Raw genomic sequence first — 22,140 nt, forward strand, 5'->3', positions numbered from 1 at the left:
AGACCATGCGGTATGTCATGATATTCCTGGCGGTTCTGGTGGTTCTCCTGCTTATGATCGCATTTATGTTTTTGGTAATCAGGCAGGTATCGGACCGGGTAACCGGGCAGGTCAACGGGCGGTATATGCGCGAGCTCTCCGTCTTTGACCGGTTGTATGAGGAAAAAAAGAAAAAGCTTGAAGAACTGGAAGAAAAAGAGCGGCTCTATGGAGTCAACCTGATGAAAAAGGACGCGCCTGCAAAGAATCCGGCGAAGGTTCAGACTGTCGCAGAAACACCCGCAGCCGGTCTGGAGCTGCCGCCGGCATCGACAGGACAGACAGATTTCGGCGAAGCATACAGAAATGTCCGGAACGAATTTGCGGTGGACAGAAGCGCAGAGATCCGGGGGATCCTTTCTCTGGATCCGGGTCCGATGGCAGAGACCGGAAAAGCGGCCGGCAGGATCCTTACGGATCTTCCGCTCGAAACTGCATACAGTCTTTCAACTCTCGATCCGGAAGAGCAGGATCAGATCTTAAGACAGTGTCTGGATGAGGAAGAGTTAAAGATTCTGGAGCAGTATCTTGATGAGAATGGTACGATGGATGCCTGCGGATTCCGCGAGTATGCCTCCGTATTCTCGGATCTTTACAGTGACAAGACGACTGTCTATACCGGAAATCCGGAGAGTGCCGGAAAAGACGGGCGGGTCGAGACGGTCTACGATGAAGGGATCTGCGAGGGAGTCCGCGTTGTCCGCGGAAACCGGATGTTCGATTACAGTATATAAGGAGAAGCAAAGATGGAAAGTTACAGCAAGAGTCTGGTTGATAAAAAAATTGAAGAGATCAAAGCCGGACGCAACAGTTATGAAATCGGTCTGGTGACAGCTGTAAAAGAATACATTCTGACGGTCCGCGGACTGGAAAATGCCGTTTTCATGGAGAGAGTCCTGATCGGAAACGGCGCGGAGGGATACGTCAACGCGATCCGCAGATCGGAAATCTGTGTCACCGTCGTAAAGAGCTATGGACCGGTATTTATCGGAGATCAGGTCCGCGGAACAGGGGAGACCTACAAAGCGGCATTCGCTTTAAGCTCCTTCTCAAGAGTCGTTGATATGTTCGGACGCGACCGAATGACTGATCAGGTCCTCGAGGACGCGGAGCCGATCGCGATCGAGAATGAGCCGATCTCCATCATGGATCGGGGAAAAGTCTGCCGTCCGCTCGAGACCGGGATCGCCGGAATCGATCTGATCTACCCGATCGGTAAAGGCCAGCGTCAGCTCATCATCGGAGATAAAAAGACAGGAAAGACCCAGATCACTTTAGATGCCATCGCAAACCAGAAGGGAAAGAATATGGTATGTATCTATGTGGCGATCGGCAAGACGAAAAAACAGGTAAAGCGCGTCTATCAGGAGCTCCTTGCAAAGGGCTGCATGAGCTACACGATCATTCTCGCGGCATTCAATGATGACACGCCGCCGGTGCTCTACCTGACCCCGTATGTAGCGGCTTCGATCGCAGAGAAGTTTATGATGGAGGGAAACGATGTCCTTCTCGTTCTTGATGACCTGAAACGCCATGCGGATGTCCACAGAGAGATCAGCCTGCTCTTAGGTCATGTACCGGGACGTGAGGCATATCCGCCGGATATCTTCTATACACATTCCAGACTTCTGGAGAGAGGATGTCAGCACTTAAACGGCGGCTCGATCACGATTCTTCCGATCGTGGAGACAAAGGGCGGGGATATCACAGGATATATCTCCACAAACATCATCTCCATCACGGACGGACAGATCGTTCTCTCAAAGAAAAACTTTGATAAAGGACAGAAACCGGCGATCAACTACGGACTCTCCGTATCCCGTCTTGGCGGAGCGGTACAGGAGGAGAAGGTAAAGAAACTCGGTACAAAAGTACGAAGAGAACTCTTAAGCTACCTCGAGACGAGGGAAGTTTATGAGCTCGCCAATATGGATGAGATGAGCCCACTCATGAGAGCAAAATTAAAGAGAGGCGCAAAGATCCTTGAGGGTCTGATCCAGTACAAATACAGCCCGCAGTCACCAGAGACATGTATTTCCAAGTTTTCCGCGATTTTACAGGAAGGAGCGGCAGAGGGAAATGAGCATTCGTAATGTAGTCAAAGTCATGAACTTCCATTCCCTGATCCGTGTTGATAAGGCAAAACGTCAGGCAGACAAGTATCTGATGATGGAAGACCAGCTTTACGCGATGATGGAAGCGATCGTCAACAACCGGAACCTGATCCTCGATAAAAAGATCTTCCGGGTGAATGAAGATGCCCCGAAGATCAATATCTACATCGGAAGCGACTTCGGCTTCTGCAGCAACTACAATTCCCAGGTGAATGACCAGCTGCACAAGGATCCAGCGGGGGATGTGAAGATCCTGATCGGAAAGAAACTCCGCTCTGCGGGTCTTGAAAATGTCTGGGACCAGATCGCGTATTCCCGTCTGGAGGAGGAATCAGGCCGGATCCAGAAATTTCTGGAAAAGCAGATCCGCACAAAGAAGTGTTCCGGGATCAACCTGATCTACAACCACTATGAGAATACGACGAACATCTACTTCCGGAAACTCCAGATCTTCCCGATCAGCCGGGATGAGTCAGGAAAGAAAACGCATACCGAGGATTTTGCGATCGAGGGAGACATCAACCGGATCATGATCCGCCTCATGGAGACGTATGTGTATTACGAACTGATGCTGGCAGTCGTGAACAGCCGTGCGGCAGAGAACATCCTGCGCCAGAATGCAACGACCGAATCCTTAAAGAAGATCGATGAGATCGAGGAGGAGAAAGTGATGGAAGAGCGCAGGGAAAAGAGAAACGTGGAATTCCAGAAGGTTGTTGATACCTTCATTAAAAATAAGATGTACTAAAGGGGCGAGGAAGAAACATGTTAGCAGGAAAAATCATTTCAGTTTCAGATCTGCTGGTAGAAGTTCTGCTCTCCGGCGTACAGGTCAAGAAGAGAGACATGATGTACGCAGTCAAGGGAGAGAAGACCTACCGCTTTGAAGTAGAAGATATTGAGGGAAACATAGCCAGCCTTGTTCCCTTTTCAAATGTAGCCGGACTTTCAAGAGGAACAGAAGTCTATAAAGCGGAAGAAGGACTTCAGATGGAATATTCTGATGCGATCCTCGGACGCGTGTTCAGCCCGTATGGTGATCCGATCGATAAGAAACCGATCGAGAGCCAGGGAAAACGCACGGTATATCCGGATCCGCTTCCGCTCGGAACGATCGATGTCAACGGATCGATGCTCTGGACCGGGATCAAGGCGCTTGATTTCTTTGCACCGATGCAGAAAGGTTTCAAGATGGGACTTTTAGGCGGCGCCGGAGTCGGTAAGACCGTTGTCATCAAGGAGCTGATCCACAATGTCTATCAGGGTCTCGGTTCCAACTCCGTATTTACCGGAGTCGGTGAGCGTTCCAGAGAGGGCCGTGAGCTGTACGACGAGATGGAAGAATCCGGACTTTTAGACAAGATCGCGATGGTCTTCGGACAGATGGGAGAGAACTCCGCATCGAGATCCCATGCGATCTACGGCGGACTAACACTCGCGGAGTACTTAAGAGATGAGAAAAATCAGGATGTCCTCCTCTTCATCGATAATATCTACCGTGCAGTTCAGGCATATTCCGAGATCAGCGCGATGGAGAACCGTATGCCGATCGAGAACGGCTATCCGGCGACCTTAGACTCTGATGTCAGCGAGATCGAGGAGAGGATCAACTCCACCGGAGACGGATCCATCACCTCCTTCCAGGCGATCTATATTCCGGCCGACGATATCACGGATGCAGCAGTTCAGACGATCATGGGACACCTCGACGGTCAGGTCGTTTTAAGCCGTAAGGTCGCAGAGAAAGGTCTCTATCCGGCAGTCGATGTGTTCCAGGCTTCGAGTACCTTAATGGAAGTGGAGCGTGTCGGAAAACGTCACTATGATCTTCATGAAAAGGTCATCGCCTATCTCCAGCGTTATCAGGAACTTGAGGAGATCATCGCAGTCCTCGGTATCGAGGAGCTTTCCCAGCAGGATAAGGAGATTTTCTACCGCTCAAGAAAGTTAAGAAATTACTTTACACAGCCGATGTTCGTAGCTCAGGACTTTACCGGGATCCCGGGAGTCTATGTTGAGATCGCAGACGTCCTTGACGATGTGGAGGCGATCTTAAACGGTTCCTACGATGACCGGGATGAGGACGAGTTCTTCATGATCGGCAGCATGAAACAGAAACAGTAGAAAGGGAGGAATCAAGTTGGAGGGAATTATGACAGCCAGGATCCTCGGCTTTCACGAAGGCCTTAAGGTCCTCGAACATGTCGATCTGATCCGGATCGTGAGCAGCACCTACAACCTTCTGATCCTGAAAGACTATATGCCGGTCCTCGGCGAGATCAAAGGAAATGTTGAGATCGTGAGCGGGGACAGGACGGAGACTTACGAAAATGTAACCGGATATTTTATGCACAGCCATAACGAATTTGAACTTCTGATCACGGGAGAATGAGACTATGATAGATGAACTGATCGCGGGAATCGTCCTGTTTAAAAACTTCATACTGCTGACGCTTGCGGCGGGAATCATCGGTTCCCTGCTCGCTGTGATCGGAACAAGAAAGTTTTCGTGGAACGGAAGAGCGCGCGGCGTCTATGGATTTCTCATAAACCGGAGCGACCGGGAGGCGGTCTGTTTTGCAGTATCGCTTCTCGGGTTCCTGTTCGTCCTCTCGTCCGTGATCTTCCGGGTAGAGATGGAGCTTCCGCATCTGGTTTTCCTTTTCCTCCTTGCGGTGGCAAAAGCAGTCGCCGGAGGCGGCGGACGCGTATTCTTAAGGGATCTTCTGAACAGCATCCTGATCTTTGTCGCCCTGCTGGTCGGAAATGTCCTGAGCGGGTACCTGAGGGAGACGAGGTTTGACCTCTATGTTGCGGTGATCCTCGGATTCCTCGGAATTTTCCTGATCGTTTACAGCGCGTACTTTTTACTGAAAGATATGGAGGAGCAGTCATGAAAGGCAGAACAAAATTAGAGAGAAAAGGCAGAGGATTCCGGGACCGGCTCTTAAGCCTCGGGATCATGGCTGCAGTCCTTGTGATCGCTGCCCTGGTCCTGATCTTTAAGAGAGATATGGACTCCGTCGTCTTAAAGGACGGAGCATACAACTATTTCGGAGATGTAAAAGTCGAATATACAGGAAAATGCAGAGTCCAGTACACGGATAAAGAGGTGACGATCCGGGATGAAAACGGAACGCAGACCCTGAATTCCAAACCGTTGTACCAGCCGGACGGAATGGCACTTCTGCCGTTTGATTACGCGTGGTATGCGGGAAATGACAGCGTATACCGCCTGTCCCATTTCAGTACGATGGCGATCGAGAACAACTCGGTCGTTCTCAGAGACGGAAATCTGAAGGCGGAAAATGCCGGCGGATATCTCTTCGACGGCGTGGACACTTATATATTCCTTGAAAATACAGAACTTCGCTGGGACGGCGGCAGTGTGGAAGTCCCGGCGCTTTCATATGCTGTGGCGAGATACGGGAATACACTCCAGTATTTCGACTATGCGGCAGGAACGAGCACGGTTGTCCAGACAGGGGAATCGGAACTCACAGCTTCCTTTGCGAACGGGGATGTCCTTGACATGGGAACAGACACGATGAAGAAAGCGAACGGAACTTGGTATCTTCTTGTTGCGAGACCGGGAACGTTAAACAGAATGGAGAACAAATAGGAAGCAAAGGGGGAACTGGATTATGAAAAAAATTATCGCGATGGCAGCCATGCTGCTTGCGGTGGTGGTATTTGCCTACACATACCGCCTTCAGACTCTGGCCTGGCTTCAGCTTCCGGCATTTGCAGTGACAGAAAAGGACATCACAGATACCTTAAAGGCAGACGGAACGCCGGAGGAAGACAAAGAGGTCCTTTCGATGCGTGCCTGCACAGAGGATGAAGCGCTGTACCGCAGAGCAAACCGGTACTTTATCGGCGATAAGAAAGAATCCGTCGATATCACCTACCCGTTATTTGCACAGGAGGGAACGGCGCTCTATTATTTAAACGGTGATCTCAAACTCATCACAAACGATTTTGAGTCGTATGAACCGTATGAAGGTATGCTCCTGAGCAATGGTACTGCATATGATATTGACGGTCAGACAGCAGAGGACGAGGAGTATATCCTCTCCACAGCAGGAAAAGGTCTCTACATCAACACCCAGCCGATGACCGTGACCTCTTCCGGTAACGAATCAAGGATCCGTTTAAACAGTATCATGTACCTTGGAGATTCCGGCATCCACTATTACAGCTACGATGACGGAAGACTTGTCTACGGGCAGACAAAGATCACTTACGGGGACACGGTCAAGATCGGTTCGGTCAGCATGTCCTACGATGAGTTTTTAAAACAGCTCGGTCTCGTCGCAGAGTACAGCTCCACAGAGCAGAAAATACAGCCAGAGACGGAGGCGGAGACAAACCCGGCCGACCGTTCGGACCGTGAGCAGAGAAGACCGGGATCTTCCGGCGAGCATGCAAACGGAGAGACTGTCGCAAATGCGGACACCTCTGTCACACCGGCACTTCCGGTAACACCGGGAGCCGATGGGAACAGACAGGTGAACGAGGAGATCGATGAGTCCGGCAGCACGGATGGAAATAACGGAAGCGATGACAGCGGTCTCTATACGGACAGCACCTTCGCAGAGGAAGGCAGCGGAGACAGCTCCGGCGACTCCGATTCCGGCAGCGGCTCCGGTTCCGCGGGAGGCGGATCTGCGAGCGGAGGCAGCGGAAGCAGCAGCGGCGGCTCCGGCGGAGGCGGAGCATCCGACTCCGGAAGCGGAAGCGGAAGCTCCGGAAGCGGAAGTTCCGGCGGAGGCGGCGGAAGTTCGTCCTCCCCATCCGGAGGCAGCGGCAGCGTTGACCAGTCCGGAGACGGCGATTCCGGTGCAGACACAGGCGATGGATCCTCCGACGGAGGCGATTCTGACGTACGTCCGGATGAATTTAAGGAACCGACAGTGACACTTTCCAATATCAATGTCGGCGTATATGGCATGACAGGCAAGGTTGAGATCACGGATGATCAGAGCCGTCTTGTTCGTGTCGTCTTCCGGTTCAGTGTCAACGGAACCCAGAAGAGCCGTAAAAACATGAAAAAAGAAGGTACGCTCGAGGTTACAAACCTGGAACCGGGAACGACGTACCAGTTAAGCGGAGATATCGTTTTCCGCAACGATGAAGGTATCAAGGTGACAAAGCCATTCATGGATGCCATCGAGATCTCGACACTTCCGATGACGACACTTCGCCCGATGCGGCTGACATTCTCTGAGCGAGATACCTTCCTCCCGTATCAGATCGGGATCGACAGGATCCTCGCAGAGGATGTCGCGACTTCCGATGAACGGATCTCCGCGATCCCGTACATCAGCAGGATCGAGGTGACGGCCGGCGGTGAGGATTACAACGTCGGCGGTACGATCGTGAGAAATATCAAAAAGGGAACAGCGGGAGACTGGCTTTCCAAAGAAGGTTTTTCTTCCAATAAGACCTATGATTACACGATCCGCGTCATGGACCGGTTCCGGAATGAATTTGAACTGACATCGGACAGCATCACAAGGGGATCGACTCATACGAGCAAAGTGGAGCCGAAAGCTTCACTCCGCGAGACAGGAAACACGGTCGGGACCCAGACGATCTCCGTCCAGATCCAGAACACGGACCATGCGGCGATGGAGAACTGCTATTTCTATGTGGTCAACCAGCAGGGAGAAGATGTGCCGGCCTTTGACGAGACGGGAGACGGGATCAATACGCGCTACCGCAGGGCAGTTTCCACGGATGGAAAAGCGAATGAGTTTATGATCACAAACCTTCCGTCCGGAAGCTCGTTCTATATGGTTGCCCGTGCGGATTATGATCTGAATGATAAAAATACGGAAAACTGGCAGAGAAACATGCAGCTAGGAAGACTTTCCGTCTACACGGCTCCGATCAGTCTTCTCGGAAACGCATATGTGGATGTCGACTCCGCGGATATCACGGATTCTTCGTTCACGATCGGACTCAGTATCGATACAGATAAGACACTTGAGGGTCTTTTGACTCTTATGGAGCGCCTTCCGGTCGAGATCTCTTCCGATACAAAGACATGGAAGAACGAGGAGATCCTCTCAAGGAAAGAACTCGAAAAAGTGCCGGTGCAGGCCGGTACTGCGAGCATGGTGATTCAGGATCACGATTCGACAGATGCGTCTGTCCCGAAGGTCGTTCTCACGGGAACAGCACCGACGGAAAATACGAATGCCTGGGAGCTTCTCATGAAGGGCTGGAGAGCAGAACTGCAGTTCCGCGAGGGAGAAGGACAGGATGATCCGTTTGACTCCATGACTGTTTACACGGTATCGGTCGGAGCTGTTGCAGCTCAGGGCGGAAGTGAATACAACGTTGGCGCGTCGACAAACAGCCTTCAGCTCCGTACCCTGAAGCAGACGGCGGGAATCCGCCATGACGGCGTGTTCACACTCTCGAACTTCATCGAGATCTACCACTTCTATTTCGATGACCCGGACAATGCCGTCGATAAAGGAACGATCACGGTAAAGCTTTACTCTGTATCGGAGGCAAGCCTTGTCGAGACCAGAATGATCAAGACAAATACGGAGTACGAAAGCCTTCGTTTCAACAACCTGAAGATGGATACGGATTACCGTATTGAGTTCACGGCGCAGAACTACAACGTCTACTACGACAGCGGAAAGAATGAGACGAACTACACGTTCCCGGATCCGAACAGACTCTATGTTACAACAGGTGAGGGAATTACCGGTTCGCTTGATCTCGAGTCCATTGTGGCTGCGGGATCCGGATGGAAATCTTCGGTGACGGTTACGTTAAACGACCGGAAGAAGGAACTGAAGAACGGAACATACACCCTGCTCTTAAAAGGAGCGGACGGTATGGACGTTGACTCCTCCAAGTTAAAGGAGATCAGCCGGATTTCCTATGATTTCCCGTATGATACAGCGGGAGACCAGGGAATCTCGGAGGCAAAGAGCTTTGACTGTAAGGGATTCTGGACATATGAGGTCGATCTCCTGATCAGCGTCCGCGGTTACGAGGACATTGTCCTCTCAAAAGTGAACTTCACGACGGAGACCGGAATGGATACGATCTCGAACTGGACGGAGTTCCGGACGAAGCTGAATGCAAATCCGAACGGAAAGTTCGCGGTCATCGCGGATATCGAGAGGACGGATTCCAGCTATGTATCGAACTTTGCCGGAACGGTCGACTTCCAGGGACATACGCTTTCCTTCCCGGAGGGCAGCAACTACGGAGCGGTGATCGGAACCCTCAAGAGTACCGGCGTGGTAAAGAACATTGTATTCAATTACCGGAGAACCGTTTCTCCTACTTCACAGATCTCGCAGACAGGCGGAATTGTCACCATGAACTATGGAACCATCAAAAATATTGTGATGACGATGTCGCTCGGGCGGACGAGACCGAACTACAGCAACGGATTCCTTGTATATACGAACTATAAATCCGGCGTGATTGAAAACTTCTCCATCAAACTTGAGAAGGAGCTCCACGCGAGAAGCTACATTGGTATTGTGTGCAGCGAAAACCAGGGAACGATCCGCCGCGGCGTTGTCTACGGAAAGGACGTTGTCATGGAGAGCGTCGTCTATGGAGGCGATGTGACGGTTGCATCCGGCAGATATGGTGCGATGGCATGTACGAACTCGGCGACCGGTCTGATCGAGGATACCTTTGTGATCAACAATACGGTCAACGAGTACAACAACAGTGAGTGGACAATGAGCCGGACTGCCGGAATTGTCGGAGAAAACAGCGGTACCGTCCGGAACAGCTTCTTTGTCGGAGACACCTACTATTATACGTATGAAAACGGAAAACAGTCCGTTTACAAGATCTACGATAAAGGCGGGTCTACGGTCGGCGCCAACAACAGCGGCGCGCGCTCGACGGATCTCTACCATATCTCGATGAGCTCCGTAGCGGTATATCCGAAGGATCTCGGAACGGCGACGGCGGTCCAGAGACTCTGGGACGGTGTCTGGTATGAGAAGGCTTTCAAGAATCCGGATGCCTTTACGATCGAGAGCCAGCTCGCGAGCGGATACTATCCGCGGATCAATATGTCGGATGCGATGGAGACGGCGCAGGAGAATATCGCCCTGCCGCCGGCACCGGGTGCAGATGTTCCGGAATTTGTCAGCAGCCGTGTGGTCAGCCAGACAAATAAAGAGGCGGAAATCCTCCTCTACTACCGGAGCAACAACCAGCAGAAGATTACCGGAATCGGCATCGATGGCCTGACGACGGAGGTTCTTGACCAGTATACAGAAAACGGCATGTACGTCGTCCGCGTGAAGGTCAGCGATCCGAAATCCTTTACCGGAAAGTATCTCTATACGAGCATTACCTACGAGATCAACACGGTGAGCCACGAGACGACGACTGTCGCCTGCGGTCAGGACGGAAACTATATTGAGGCTGATTTCTACCGCGAGATCGCAAGCTTCGAGGATTGGCTCTATCTGGACCAGTACCCGGCGGAGAACTTTATCCTTGTGGATGATCTCGACTTCACCGGAAAGAACCTCGCAGCGATGCAGGTCGGCACGGAAAAGGTTCCGTTTACCGGAAAGCTAAGCGGTGACGGACATACGGTAAAGAATATCAGCGGTGTCGGCTCCACGATCTTTTCGGTCGTATCCGGAGCGGAGATCAAAGACATCAATTTTGAAAATGTTGAACTAATCACAAATGACTCCGCGGACAACAAGGCGAAGTCCATGCAGGCCGGGATATTTGGAAAGGTTTTAAACAACACGACTTTAAAGAATATCCGTGCCTCAAAGGTGACGCTCTCCGATATGCCGTCGAACATCGGCGGTCTTGTTTCCTACCTTGAGTACAGCACAGTCGAGGACTGCCGGATGGAAGATGTATCGATCCGGACAGCAGCCTACGGAAACAGCGCCCTTTCGGTCGGCGGTCTTGTCGGTTACGGAAAAGGTCTCACGGTGAAGAACTCCTACGCATCGGGGCTTGACATCGAGGCGAAGAACGGAGTCCGTGCGAACGGAGTCGGAGGTCTCGTCGGATACGTCGAGACATTCGGATCTGTATCAAATGCTTACTCTCACGGAACGATCAATACCGCTTTTGGCGGCACCGGCGGGATCGTGGGAGCCGGAAGCTCCGACGTCAGTGAGGCGGTATCCCTGACGGATATCACAAGCTCGACCGGAGACCTCGGCGGAATTCTGGGAATTGCGACGGATAACGTCTCGGTTGATGATGTCATCTCGATCGGAAACCTCTCCGGAAGCGGTTCCAATATCAACCGTATCTACGGAAATATACGTGGTGTTGCACAGTGTGCAGTCACAAACGGCACTGCCTACAGCGGCCAGATCGTCGGAACGGGAACTTCCGTGGAGCTTCTTACAGCGACTTACCTCTCTGCGGCAGGGGAATTCCTGACCCAGAACTTCTTCAGAAACCGCGGACGAATCGGAAACAGCTTTGATATCGAGGGCAGCAGCGGCTATCGGATCGAGGACGGATATCTTCCGCAGTTAAAGAATGTTTCCGGGGAAATTCTCGCAGATCAGACCCCGCGCGAACTTCCGGATGAAAACCTGAAAGTGAGAAGAGCGGAGATCTATCAGCTGAGCAGTGGTGTCTATAACGTCGAGGTATACGCAGAGAACGGCGGAAACGGTTTCCTTTTGAATCGCATTGAGGCGGATGGACTCGATTTTTCTTCCTCAGATCCTAAAAAGGCAGTCGATGGGCTTGGAATCCAGTATTCGGATGTACAGCCGACGAAATTCCAGTCCGTCTACCCGGCATTCGCAGTCTTTAAGAAAGATAGTGTGGAGAAGCGCCTTGCGATCCAGATCCTCGTGAGAGAGGGAACCGTCATCGCGCGGACGATCCGCGATGCGGAAGAGTGGTATGCTGCGATGACAGAGGCGGGACAGAACTTCGAGAACTTCCGGATCGCCGGGGACATCGATCTTTCCAAGTATGTAACGAACGGAAAGATCCCGATGGGCTTAAAGATCAATTCCCTCGTCGGTGAGACAAAGAGCGACGGCGGAAAGTATACGATCACCTTTGGCGGAAAGGAGTACAGCACAGCGAGTGCTGCGGAATCCATGATCAACGTGATCGCCGGGGAGATGAAGAACCTGCGCTTTGCCGATATCGCGATCAACAACGGAACAAAGGCGGGAACCGGTTTTGGTATTGTCTCCACAAACCAGGGTAAGATCGAGAACTGCGAGTTCGAGAAGGTAAAACTTACCGGTTATCAGGCATCCCAGGTCGGTATGATCGGAACGAACACAGGTACGATCACGAATGCTTCCTTAAAGAATATCGAGATCTCGGTTTCCTCGACATCGAGTTATGTCGGTGGTCTTGCCGGTTACTCGACCGGTGCGATCAGCAACATCATGGCGGAAGGAGACGCGGTGGACTATACGTCCCTCGACGGTCTTCCATCGGACACACTCTTTACCTACCGGATCGTTGCACCGTACAGTGAGGGCGTCGGCGGTATCGTCGGCGGAACAAAAGCGACGATTACAGATGCTTCGGTCAAAGGAATCTATGTCAGTGGTTATAGTTATAACGGCGGTATCGCCGGACGTCTCGCTCAGGGCGTGCCGTCCGGAAACCTTACGGTCGGTGAGAGCGGATATCCGGTCTTTGTAAGCGGCAAAAACTATACCGGCGGTATCGGCTCCCTGTTCTCCGAGTCGACGAGAGACAGTGCACCGATCACGAACACGAAGGTGCAGTACACTTATGTCTCCGGCGGAGGAACCACCGCAGGTATCCTCGGAATCGGAAGCTGGTGGACGAGGATCGATGATGCCATGGTATACCGCTCCTATATTAAGGGAACCGGAAGCTACACGATGGGAATCATCCAGAGTGGAGCGAAAGTGAACCGCGCACTCGTAAAAGAGTCCGTGATCACCGGAACTTCCTACGTTGCCGGTATTTCAAACGGGCAGAGTGGCGGTATCTACTACTCGAGCGTCGTTGATTCAACGGTCGAGGGAAGCGGAAACTATATCGGCGGCATCATGGGTAATACATCTGCCCAGGAGGGGATCTCTCAGGTTGCGGTTGTCGGATGTACAGTTCAGGGAACCGGAGCAACTTCGATGGGTGTCGGCGGAATTGCCGGAAGAAACGAGGGAACCGGAACGGCCGCCAGCTTCTTCGTTGTCAATAACACAAAGGTCAAAGGCGTCACGGGGGTTGGCGGTATCACCGGAATTGCGATCGCCGGAAGATATACGTATATGAACTGCAATGCGGATGTCGAGGCGACTGGTTCTGCAGCCGGTGCATTTGCGGGAATCCTCTACGACTACAAATACGATAACCGTGGATACATTTCATACAACCGCGCGATGGTGAAGGAAGGTATCTTCGGAGGAACGGTCAAATCTGTTGAGCAGGCAGGCGCTTTTGTCGGACGTCTCACCTACAGCAATCCGGAGAGAGATGCAACGGGTGCTGTCGTTGCCCACGGAAATGACTATCTGAGCAGCGAAAATTATAATAATTTCGTTCTGACTTCGGATGTAACCGTGACGGGCAGATCGAGTACACCGACCGTCTGGGGTACTTTCTATCTGGACACGACTGAGTACACAGATACGGATTCAACTTATTTAAGACCGACAAGGACTCTTGACGATGAGGGGATCCGGACCGTGAACGGAGCAGCTCCGAAGGCAGCTGTCTGGGGCGGACTGAAATTAAACGGCACACCGCTCTGGGGCGAGAACGGTTCGAAGATCCAGGATTACACCGGAAGCGGAAAACCGTATGCGGAACTTAAGCTGAATGCAAATGCGAAGGATCCGACGAAATTCGATGATCCGGCAGCCGTTGCTCCGTACCAGTATTTTGTTACGGATGCGAATGTGTTTGGTACCAATGCGTTCTACACGAATGTTTTGAGCCTGAATTCCAGCTACTGGGATTATAAGAACCTGAAGCCTGGAAATAATGATACGTATACGGCACATTTCCCGTATGTAAAGACGGGGGAGAGCTTCTACCCGTATCCGGATCAGACACAGACAAACCTCATCAACTATGAGGATGGCTCCTACGGCTTCTGGGGAGTTCCGATCCCGACAGGCGCGATGACTTCGATGTTGTCACTTCGGGATCTTACCGACGAGCAGTACCTCTGGGTATCCGCTTCGGGACCGGCGTCCATCACGTTTGAACTCGCTCCCGACGTTGTCGGAGTGACGATGACGGTTGCAGATGGATCCGGGGAAGTCTTAAGTGTCAACACGACCGACCGGATCTATACGATGCCGTACAATTACAGTACGCCGCTTACCGTAACGCTCTCGGCACCGGAACTCGGATTTACACAGACCTATGATGTTCTGGCGACGGACCTTGTGTCCTCCGTCATGGCATGGAACGGGGATCAGTATTACCTGACCGGTTCCGGGATCCGGAGTGCGTCCGGAAAGCAGATCGCGGGAAGCTTCCTGAACCTGCGCGACGGAAAAGCGCTCGACTTAAACGGCGATGTCTGGGATGTGGAGAGCGGAAGCGTCGTATCGCACTGCGATTTCTCTGACATTCAGTGGGAGGAACCGAAGGCAGTCCATACCTTTACATACGATGGAAAGAAGCTTTCCGTCTACCACCAGTTCATCCACTACGACGGGGAGGACCTCGACCGGCTCGCTTATGTGAAGAACGGAACCCTGTTCGGATTGGAGACGGATCCGGAGCTTGTCTACGGGGCAGTGCTCGCAGATACATATCAGGACAGCCAGTATCTGACAGTTCTCGGAACCGATGGAATGCTTCATGACTTAAATGAGTCGATCCATCTTCCGGAGAGCTTCACAAACCGCGGGATCGTGGAGCTGGCTGATAATATGAACGACAGCAGCCATGTCGCGATCGGCCGGTTTGAGGACGGAAAGGTATTTGCCTTCAACTTCCTGACCGGAACGGAGCTTACGCTTGAGGAGGCGGATTCCTGGGAGAACGGCGAGGATCTGACACTTGCGGATTACGCGGGTCAGTATATCGAGAGTTACTTAGGAAGCTGGTTCGGAATCAACAATTCCGGATATCAGGCATCCGTGAACCTCATGACGAACTTAAGCAACGGAAAACTTGGAAGTCTTGACGATATCCTTTCCTACAAGGGAACCGCCTCCGGAGACGGGGATGCGGCTGTTTCTTCCGGAAAGGCAGGAGGAGACGGATCCTCATCCGGTGATCCTGACAAGACCGAAAAGAACGGAGAAAACGACAGAACGGCTGACAAGACGGAAACGACAGACGGAAACGGAAGGACCTCCGACAATACGGAGAAAAATACTGTTTCCGGAACATCGGTGAAGGATCGTGAGGCGGATACTTCTGAAAAGGATGTAAAAGCTTCCGAAAAGCCGGATTCCGAGAAGAAGACGACTGACAAAAAGGATGGCGGAAAAGAGAAAGCCGCTGTATCTGAGAGCGCGGCTGAGAAGGAGAAATCCGGAAACAGCAGTATCGTGGATAAGATCAGGAGTCTCTTCGGAAAGGCGAAGGACGATGTGAAAGCCGATGCGGCCGATGCGAAGAGCAAAGATGCATCAGAGAGCACGGATGCAGCGAAGCAATCCGGTGCAGCCGATACTCAGATGAAGAATGCAGCTCAGAATGCAGAATCCCTGGCAGTGCAGAAGGAAGACGCAGAGAAGACTGCAGACGGATCAGACAAAGCACAGAACGCGCTGCCGGAGAACCGTGCAGATGACGCAGAGACCGGCAATACGGACAATTCCGGTGCAGCAGCTTCCGACTCTGCAGGATCGGAGAATGATTTTGAAGATGCAGCTTCGAATGCTGCCTCTGAGGATACGACCTCCGGAACATCTGCAGAAGGTTCCGCGGATGAAGCCGGAAAGGCAGCAGACGCGGCAGCTCAGACTGACGGAGAACAGGCCGGAGAGTCCGCTGGAAATTCTTCTGAAGCTTCCGGACAACAGGCTTCTGAGGCCTCCTTCGACGGAACATCTGCGGAAGCAGCCGATGGAATGACCACCGATCCGACATCCGGCTCTGTGACGGAAAGGAAACTGATCACTGTCTATAATCCGGCAGACGGATCTTACAAGGTCTACACAGCGAAAGATTACCTGTCTCAAAAGAGCAGTGATCTTACAAGTGTGGACGACAAGGTGAAGGAGATGGCATCTCAGGGACTGATCGCCGATCAGGCACAGTTAAAGAGCAACGATTTCGTGAAAGACAAGAAATACGGAATCATGATCTTCGGTGCGTTCTCTGCGATGGGAGTCCTCTTATCCCTTGGTCTTCTGTTCAGAAAGAGAGAGGGGAGGAAATAAGATTCCATGAAACAAAAAAAAGGCTGGAAAGTATTCTTTCTGTCGCTCCTCATGTGCCTGACGTTTTCGTCAGGCGCGTGGGCGGCAGAGGGAGATCCCGTGAAGATCGAGCGGGTGAAACTGAAGCTGGAATCCCAACTGACAAAGACCGGGGAGGTCAAGGTCACAAATATGGGAAAAGGCTACACAGTTACCGGCTGCGAGGTCATCAACGGTGCGGATGTTGACAACTGGAATTCTTCCTACTGCGCACGTGTCCAGATCGGGCTTGTTGCAGACAGCGGGTATGAGTTCCGGAAAAAGGGAAGCTCCTATTTCGACCTCAAAGGGTCCGATGTCTATCGCTTTGTATCGAGAGAATACGAGGGGAATGAAGAGGTCTGGCTCTATGTGGACATGATCCCGATGAATAAAAAGATCGGGGTTCCTCTGGATCCGGACTGGAGTGGTACCGGGACAGCAAAGTGGAGTCAGGCATATAAGGCGGTTTCCTATCATGTAACCCTTTATGAGAATGGAAAAAAGAGAACGAGTGAGACGGTAAAACGTGGAAATACGATCGATTTTTCCGGTCAGATGAAGGAAGGAAAGCTCTACACCTTCTTTGTGACAGCAGAAAACAGCGATGGAAAGAAGAGTAAAGCGGTTGCCGGACCCGGGATCGTCTATACCGGAACCAGATTCACATCACAAGATGGAGGTACTCCGAAAGATCAGGCATTTTCAGGTGCGTGGATCGAGGAAGACAAAACCGGAAAGTGGCGTTATGTGATGAATGCCAGAGGGACTTCCTGGTGTCAGGACCAGTGGAAGGAGATCGGCGGAAGCTGGTACCGGTTTGATGCGGACGGTTACATGGTGACCGGCTGGTACCAGTCTCCGGATGGAACCTGGTATTATCTCGATGAATCCGGTGCGATGGTAACCGGAGAGAGAACGATCGACGGAAAGACGTATCGTTTTGGAAATGGTTCCGACCGGGAAGCCGGAGTCTGGATCTCCTGAGCATGTGATCCGGGAAGACTCATGACCGGTTTCAGAGCGGCATGAAATTTTTTCACGGATATGCGGCAGCAGAGAAAATGGCGGCTGGGAAGACATGCTCATATGACATGTCGTCCCAGCCGCTTTTGTTCACTTGTTACCTCAGCCGCCCGGCGAGGCGGCGGATCATTTCGGCTTTCTGACGCTCCGGCGGGGAGAGGGATTCACACAGGACATCAAAGAGAAGTTCTTTTTCGTCTGCCGAAAAGGAGATGGACTCTTTCTGCAGCTTCTGATTCAGGTTGAGAAACGCACGCATTCTCTCATTTTCCGGTGTGTTTGCAAGTTCATCCGCAAAGGATGCGAGAAGCGCGATCTTCGCGGCGTCCATGGAGTGAAGTCTCGGGTCGGATTTCCATGTGGAGTTGTTCATGCAGAACCTCCCGGCGCGAAGCTCTGGATCACCATCTGCAGGGTCTCAAACTGATTTTTTACATCCGGCGGCAGAAGCGCGAGAAGCTGATCCGGTGTGACTCCGGCATTTGCGGCGCCTTTCCGGGTCTCTAAGAACCGGGTCATCATATCGATCATCTCCTGCTCCTGATGGTTTGCGTAGGGGCGGACGGCTGAGAGCATGGATTGCGGAGAAGTGTGTTCCGCATCGAGCGCACAGATCTTCATCATGCCATCCTCGTTGTCCCGGAAAAATTCCATGGTCCGCAGAAGCTCTTCGGCTTTTACGAACATGGAAAGATTTCTCTGCCTGCCGATGTCGAGGTAGGGGAGTGCGGCTTTCACCATCTGGAGATGATGATCACCGGTAGCGTAGTCGAGATCGGTCAGTTTTAATTCTTTTTCACTCATACTTGTGGACCTCCTGTATGTGAAAATATATGAGAGGAAGTTCCGGCTCATGACGGGAAATTCCGGATGAAAGAGGAATGCGAAAGGTTACAGTACACGGTCACTCCATGCCCGCGTACTGTAACAGGATTTTGCCGATGCTTCGCATTCCAAATCGGCAAAATCCGCGACCACAACGGTATCATACGGAATTTTCAGTTCAGAAAATTCCTACCCGTGAAAAGTAACTGCGAAAGCACTGCTTCTCCGGGTTCACAGTGAAAGAAGTTCCAGAATAAAATAACAGTAAAAAGACGCAGATGGAAAGAAATGGCGCAGCTGCGGACGGAATCCGGATGGAAGAAAATGGGAAGACTTGTCATAGATGGAAACAGTGTGTATGAGATCGATGAGGAATGTGAGAGAAAGAAGATGATGGATGAGCAGAAACGTGCGGAGGAAAACCATCCGACGGGAAAAAGCGGATGGAACAAAGATGGAACGAAGGTGCCGCTAAGGCGCGGTTAGGAAATATTGGGCGAATCTTAACAGGAGGGCGGGAAGATCTCCCGCCCCATGAAAGAGATGAGACTGCAAAAGGATCAGCAGCCAAAGCCGCATCCGTTTCCATTGCCCCAGCCGCCGCAGCAGCAGAGGAGCAGGATGATCCAGAGACAGCTGTTGTCACATCCGCATCCATTTCCACAGCCATTGCCGCAGCCGTTATGTCCCCAACCGCCGCAGCAGCAGAGAAGCAGGATGATCCAAAGAGAGTTGTTTCCGCATCCGCATCCGCCGCAGCCAGGTGCCGGGCTGTCACATCCACATCCACAGTTTGTAGCAGCTAAATCACTCATGTTATTTCCTCCGGAAATATCTTTACACTTTAAGTATATGCAGGATGGCATGTCAGAATTTAACGAATATCAGCAGAAATTTTCTATTGCCGTGTAAGGGGCATTTCCGTATGCGGCGAAAATGCAGGACCATGGTACGGATCGAACTCACAATATATGGACTCTCACCGCTTTAAAGGGCTGTGGGATTTATCTGATCGAGATAAAATTAAGGAGGAACAGGTCAGTATGAAAAAAAATCAGCGAAAGCTCAGACAAGCAGGTTTTATTGCGGGGATACTCCTCTGCGCAGGGATCAGCGTTTTCCCTGCATCGGCAGCCGGGCGGATCCAGAAAATTTCCCTTTATCTTGAGGGGGAGGCGGCAAAGCCGGGACAGTTTCTGGATGATACGCTTCCGGAGATCACTACGTCTGCGGAAAAATATACGATCCATTCTTACGATTATGTAAATGACCGGGTCAGATGGGACCGGATGGACACACCAGAGCTCATGATCGATCTTTATTATGACAGTGGTTACAAGCTTTCGAAGGAGACCGTCGAGAAGATCCAGCTGCGCGGTCTGGAGTGTACCTACGAAAAGTGCGAATGGCTGAGAAAAGATGATCTCGAAGAAGACGGAGTCCGGGGTGTGCGGATCTATCTGAAATTCCCGGCATTCAGTACGCCGGGAGAAAGTGCGAAGGCGAAACAGGAGGCAATCGAGGTGAAAGCAGCGGAGCTTGAGAAAAAGTCAAAGAAGAAAGCAAAGCGGCTGCGCGATACTTCTGTCGCTAACGGATGGTATCAGGATGCGAATGGCTGGTGGTACCTTGAGGATGACGGCAAGTGGCATACGAACGAATGGAAACAGACTGGTGGCAGCTGGAGTTATCTGGATGCCGACGGTTATGCAAAGACCGGCTGGTTTGAGGTCGGTGGGATCTGGTACTGCGCAGACAAGAACGGCACGCTCTATGTCAACACAGTCACTCCGGACGGGTATCATGTGAACGGGGACGGTGCATGGGTGTCATAGCACACCTTTTTGAAGGCAGAGATTTTTTGAACTGAAAGTTTATATGACACAGTAATAGATGGGGATTTTGGTGATTTCAAGTGTGAAACATCGGCGAAATCCCCATCTTGTCATCTGGGAAGCGAGATGGTAAAATCAAAATACACTGGGACGTCCGGCAGCAGGGATCGCAGCAGATGGTTCTGGGAGTACGGATCCGGAAAGGAGCAGACAGGATATGACAGGACGGAAAAAACTGTCAGTTAAGCTTGATGACTTCCAGAAGATCCGGGGTAATTGAGAGACGAAAGAGGAGAGATAGTTATGAAAAAATTATATTATGATTCCGCCTACATCCGCACATTCGAGGCAAAGGTTCTTTCCTGCGCGGAAGGGAAAAAGGGATATGAGGTAGTTCTGGATCAGACAGCATTTTTTCCGGAGGGAGGCGGACAGCCGTACGATACGGGTGTACTCGGTGGCGTTCCTGTAACGGCAGTCCACGAAAAGAATGGCGAGATCATCCACTATACGGACGCACCGCTTACCGTCGGTGAGACCGTGACTGGCGAGATCGACTGGGAGAGGAGATTTCGGAATATGCAGGGACATTCCGGCGAGCATCTTGTCTCTGGACTGATCCATGCGAAATATGGATATGACAATGTGGGATTCCATATGGGATCGGAGGAGATCACGATCGATCTGAACGGAACGCTCACATGGGACGAGCTTCTGGAGATCGAAAAGAAAGTGAACCGGATGATCTGGGAGAATCTGGAGATCTACGCGGGCTTCCCATCCTCGGCGGAGCTTGCAAAGATGGACTACCGGAGCAAAAAGGAGCTGACCGGGGACATCCGGATCGTCAGCATCCCGAACGGCGACACCTGCGCCTGCTGCGGGACACATGTGGCGAAAACCGGTGAGATCGGATTCGTGAAATTTTTAACCATGATCCACTATAAGGGCGGTGTAAGGATCTCTCTGCTCTGCGGGGAAGAGGCCGTGATGAATTATGAGAAGAAAAGGGAAGAACTTCAGAAAATTTCCGTATTCCTGTCCGCAAAAGCCGGAAAGACTGCAGATGCCGTAGATAAAATGAAAAATGAGCTGATGATGACACAGGCAAAATTATCTGAAATGTCAAGAAAACTCATGAAGATCGAGGCGGATCAGTTAAAGGATGGAAATGATAAGATCTGCTGGCTGAGAGATGGTTACGATATGACGGAGCTCCGCCATTTTGTGAACTTTGCATTGGAAGAGAAGAGGGGGAAAATTGTCCTCGCCCTGTCAGAAAGTGTGAATGGGGGATTCTCTTATGTTCTGGGGAGCCAGAGCGAGGACATGCGCGCTCTCTCGAAGGAATTAAATGGGGAACTCTCCGGGAGAGGCGGGGGAAGCAGCCAGATGGCACAGGGAACCTTCTTCGCAAAGAAGGAAGAACTGCTCTCCAATCTGGCCGGTAAAGGGTTTGTTATGGCTTGAATGGATCAGCAGCCCTGAACCATGTACTGGATCAGACGCTTGGAATCCTCATCGTTGTGTGTGGTAAGGCTTAACTCCTTGATGTTTCCGTTGGAAAAAACGGTAGCCATGGAGAAGTACTGGCTGAGTTTGGACTTTAAGTTTACGCTTCCGCCTTCCGGAAGACTTAACTCAACAGCGCCGTCACACTGGTTGATGACTTTGAAAAATGTATCAAGATTGGAAATATTTCTCATTTTTAATTTCATAATGATTACCTCCTCAAAGGTTGCTTGTAACTGCCACAGTTACTCGTGTTTTACTTTGTCACTTCGTTTTTCTTTTAACGATTTGAATTCTACCAGATGAGTAGGGAAAAAACAATCGACGGAATAGATAAAAATTTAACAATCTAAACTGGATTTTTATGGAATTTATGGGGAACATCGGGCGGAAGCTGGACGGACTGTCGAAAATGCACCAAAAACA

16 protein-coding genes are annotated in these 22,140 nt (G+C 51.4%); 12 read left to right on the forward strand and 4 right to left on the reverse strand.

Annotated elements, in window-relative coordinates; all coding sequences use genetic code 11:
• Positions 1–5 precede the first annotated feature (5 nt).
• Genes ACXMYH_RS07725 through ACXMYH_RS07765 form a run of 9 tightly spaced genes read left to right on the forward strand, consistent with a single transcriptional unit; the run spans position 6 to position 17,503 of the window.
• Positions 6–773, forward strand: coding sequence for a hypothetical protein (locus tag ACXMYH_RS07725; RefSeq protein ID WP_486555813.1), 768 nt, complete (start codon positions 6–8; stop codon positions 771–773).
• Between the two features lie 12 nt (positions 774–785).
• Positions 786–2,132, forward strand: a complete 1,347-nt coding sequence (locus ACXMYH_RS07730; protein ID WP_486555814.1) for a F0F1 ATP synthase subunit alpha — start codon at positions 786–788, stop codon at positions 2,130–2,132.
• Positions 2,119–2,901 (forward strand): F0F1 ATP synthase subunit gamma, encoded by a 783-nt coding sequence (locus ACXMYH_RS07735; protein ID WP_486555815.1) that lies wholly within the window; start codon positions 2,119–2,121, stop codon positions 2,899–2,901. Before ACXMYH_RS07730 ends, ACXMYH_RS07735 begins: the two co-directional genes overlap by 14 nt.
• Before the next feature lie 17 nt (positions 2,902–2,918).
• On the forward strand, positions 2,919–4,277 hold the full coding sequence (gene atpD / locus ACXMYH_RS07740; protein WP_486555816.1) for a F0F1 ATP synthase subunit beta: 1,359 nt from the start codon (positions 2,919–2,921) through the stop codon (positions 4,275–4,277).
• Between the two features lie 28 nt (positions 4,278–4,305).
• Positions 4,306–4,545 carry a hypothetical protein gene (locus ACXMYH_RS07745; RefSeq protein ID WP_118531983.1) on the forward strand — a complete coding sequence of 80 codons (240 nt, stop codon included), beginning with the start codon at positions 4,306–4,308 and terminating at the stop codon, positions 4,543–4,545.
• Between the two features lie 4 nt (positions 4,546–4,549).
• Positions 4,550–5,050 carry a hypothetical protein gene (locus tag ACXMYH_RS07750; protein WP_118531985.1) on the forward strand — a complete coding sequence of 167 codons (501 nt, stop codon included), beginning with the start codon at positions 4,550–4,552 and terminating at the stop codon, positions 5,048–5,050.
• On the forward strand, positions 5,047–5,775 hold the full coding sequence (locus ACXMYH_RS07755; protein ID WP_118531987.1) for a hypothetical protein: 729 nt from the start codon (positions 5,047–5,049) through the stop codon (positions 5,773–5,775). The genes ACXMYH_RS07750 and ACXMYH_RS07755 overlap by 4 nt, the downstream gene beginning before the upstream one ends.
• A 22-nt stretch (positions 5,776–5,797) precedes the next feature.
• A complete protein-coding gene (locus tag ACXMYH_RS07760; RefSeq protein WP_486555817.1) occupies positions 5,798–16,498 on the forward strand; it encodes a GLUG motif-containing protein in 10,701 nt (3,566 codons plus the stop codon).
• 6 nt (positions 16,499–16,504) lie between these two features.
• Complete coding sequence (locus ACXMYH_RS07765; RefSeq protein WP_486555818.1) at positions 16,505–17,503, forward strand: N-acetylmuramoyl-L-alanine amidase family protein; 999 nt, start codon at positions 16,505–16,507, stop codon at positions 17,501–17,503.
• Positions 17,504–17,639: 136 nt separating this feature from the next.
• Here ACXMYH_RS07765 and ACXMYH_RS07770 read toward each other — a convergent pair whose 3' ends face one another.
• Together ACXMYH_RS07770 and ACXMYH_RS07775 are read right to left on the reverse strand one after the other, a co-directional pair.
• Positions 17,640–17,915 (reverse strand): hypothetical protein, encoded by a 276-nt coding sequence (locus ACXMYH_RS07770; protein WP_118532000.1) that lies wholly within the window; start codon positions 17,913–17,915, stop codon positions 17,640–17,642.
• A complete protein-coding gene (locus tag ACXMYH_RS07775; protein WP_486555819.1) occupies positions 17,912–18,346 on the reverse strand; it encodes a hypothetical protein in 435 nt (144 codons plus the stop codon). The genes ACXMYH_RS07770 and ACXMYH_RS07775 overlap by 4 nt, the downstream gene beginning before the upstream one ends.
• A 345-nt stretch (positions 18,347–18,691) precedes the next feature.
• Here ACXMYH_RS07775 and ACXMYH_RS07780 point away from each other — a divergent pair, with 345 nt between their 5' ends.
• Positions 18,692–18,853 carry a hypothetical protein gene (locus ACXMYH_RS07780; protein ID WP_182426814.1) on the forward strand — a complete coding sequence of 54 codons (162 nt, stop codon included), beginning with the start codon at positions 18,692–18,694 and terminating at the stop codon, positions 18,851–18,853.
• Between the two features lie 74 nt (positions 18,854–18,927).
• On the opposite strand, the gene ACXMYH_RS07785 is transcribed toward ACXMYH_RS07780, so the two are convergent.
• A complete protein-coding gene (locus ACXMYH_RS07785) occupies positions 18,928–19,182 on the reverse strand; it encodes a chorion class high-cysteine HCB protein 13 (RefSeq protein WP_118532010.1) in 255 nt (84 codons plus the stop codon).
• Positions 19,183–19,410: 228 nt separating this feature from the next.
• Here ACXMYH_RS07785 and ACXMYH_RS07790 point away from each other — a divergent pair, with 228 nt between their 5' ends.
• Both ACXMYH_RS07790 and ACXMYH_RS07795 read left to right on the forward strand, forming a co-directional pair.
• Complete coding sequence (locus tag ACXMYH_RS07790) at positions 19,411–20,202, forward strand: hypothetical protein (RefSeq protein ID WP_486555820.1); 792 nt, start codon at positions 19,411–19,413, stop codon at positions 20,200–20,202.
• 303 nt (positions 20,203–20,505) lie between these two features.
• Positions 20,506–21,672, forward strand: a complete 1,167-nt coding sequence (locus ACXMYH_RS07795) for an alanyl-tRNA editing protein (RefSeq protein WP_486555821.1) — start codon at positions 20,506–20,508, stop codon at positions 21,670–21,672.
• A gap of 5 nt (positions 21,673–21,677) precedes the next feature.
• Here the strand turns inward: ACXMYH_RS07795 and ACXMYH_RS07800 are convergent, their stop codons facing one another.
• Positions 21,678–21,920, reverse strand: a complete 243-nt coding sequence (locus tag ACXMYH_RS07800; RefSeq protein ID WP_118532019.1) for a polya polymerase — start codon at positions 21,918–21,920, stop codon at positions 21,678–21,680.
• Positions 21,921–22,140: the final 220 nt, after the last annotated feature.

Source organism: Pilosibacter sp. NGB245 (genome assembly GCF_057397225.1).

Coding starts and splice junctions, on each gene's coding strand:
- ACXMYH_RS07780 (WP_182426814.1), top strand. CDS start 18,692: ATGGGAAGACTTGTCATAGATGGAAACAGTGTGTATGAGATCGATGAG.
- ACXMYH_RS07735 (WP_486555815.1), top strand. CDS start 2,119: ATGAGCATTCGTAATGTAGTCAAAGTCATGAACTTCCATTCCCTGATC.
- ACXMYH_RS07745 (WP_118531983.1), top strand. CDS start 4,306: ATGACAGCCAGGATCCTCGGCTTTCACGAAGGCCTTAAGGTCCTCGAA.
- ACXMYH_RS07725 (WP_486555813.1), top strand. CDS start 6: ATGCGGTATGTCATGATATTCCTGGCGGTTCTGGTGGTTCTCCTGCTT.
- ACXMYH_RS07730 (WP_486555814.1), top strand. CDS start 786: ATGGAAAGTTACAGCAAGAGTCTGGTTGATAAAAAAATTGAAGAGATC.
- ACXMYH_RS07785 (WP_118532010.1), bottom strand. CDS start 19,182: ATGAGTGATTTAGCTGCTACAAACTGTGGATGTGGATGTGACAGCCCG.
- atpD (WP_486555816.1), top strand. CDS start 2,919: ATGTTAGCAGGAAAAATCATTTCAGTTTCAGATCTGCTGGTAGAAGTT.
- ACXMYH_RS07795 (WP_486555821.1), top strand. CDS start 20,506: ATGAAAAAATTATATTATGATTCCGCCTACATCCGCACATTCGAGGCA.
- ACXMYH_RS07755 (WP_118531987.1), top strand. CDS start 5,047: ATGAAAGGCAGAACAAAATTAGAGAGAAAAGGCAGAGGATTCCGGGAC.
- ACXMYH_RS07800 (WP_118532019.1), bottom strand. CDS start 21,920: ATGAAATTAAAAATGAGAAATATTTCCAATCTTGATACATTTTTCAAA.
- ACXMYH_RS07775 (WP_486555819.1), bottom strand. CDS start 18,346: ATGAGTGAAAAAGAATTAAAACTGACCGATCTCGACTACGCTACCGGT.
- ACXMYH_RS07765 (WP_486555818.1), top strand. CDS start 16,505: ATGAAACAAAAAAAAGGCTGGAAAGTATTCTTTCTGTCGCTCCTCATG.
- ACXMYH_RS07760 (WP_486555817.1), top strand. CDS start 5,798: ATGAAAAAAATTATCGCGATGGCAGCCATGCTGCTTGCGGTGGTGGTA.
- ACXMYH_RS07770 (WP_118532000.1), bottom strand. CDS start 17,915: ATGAACAACTCCACATGGAAATCCGACCCGAGACTTCACTCCATGGAC.
- ACXMYH_RS07750 (WP_118531985.1), top strand. CDS start 4,550: ATGATAGATGAACTGATCGCGGGAATCGTCCTGTTTAAAAACTTCATA.
- ACXMYH_RS07790 (WP_486555820.1), top strand. CDS start 19,411: ATGAAAAAAAATCAGCGAAAGCTCAGACAAGCAGGTTTTATTGCGGGG.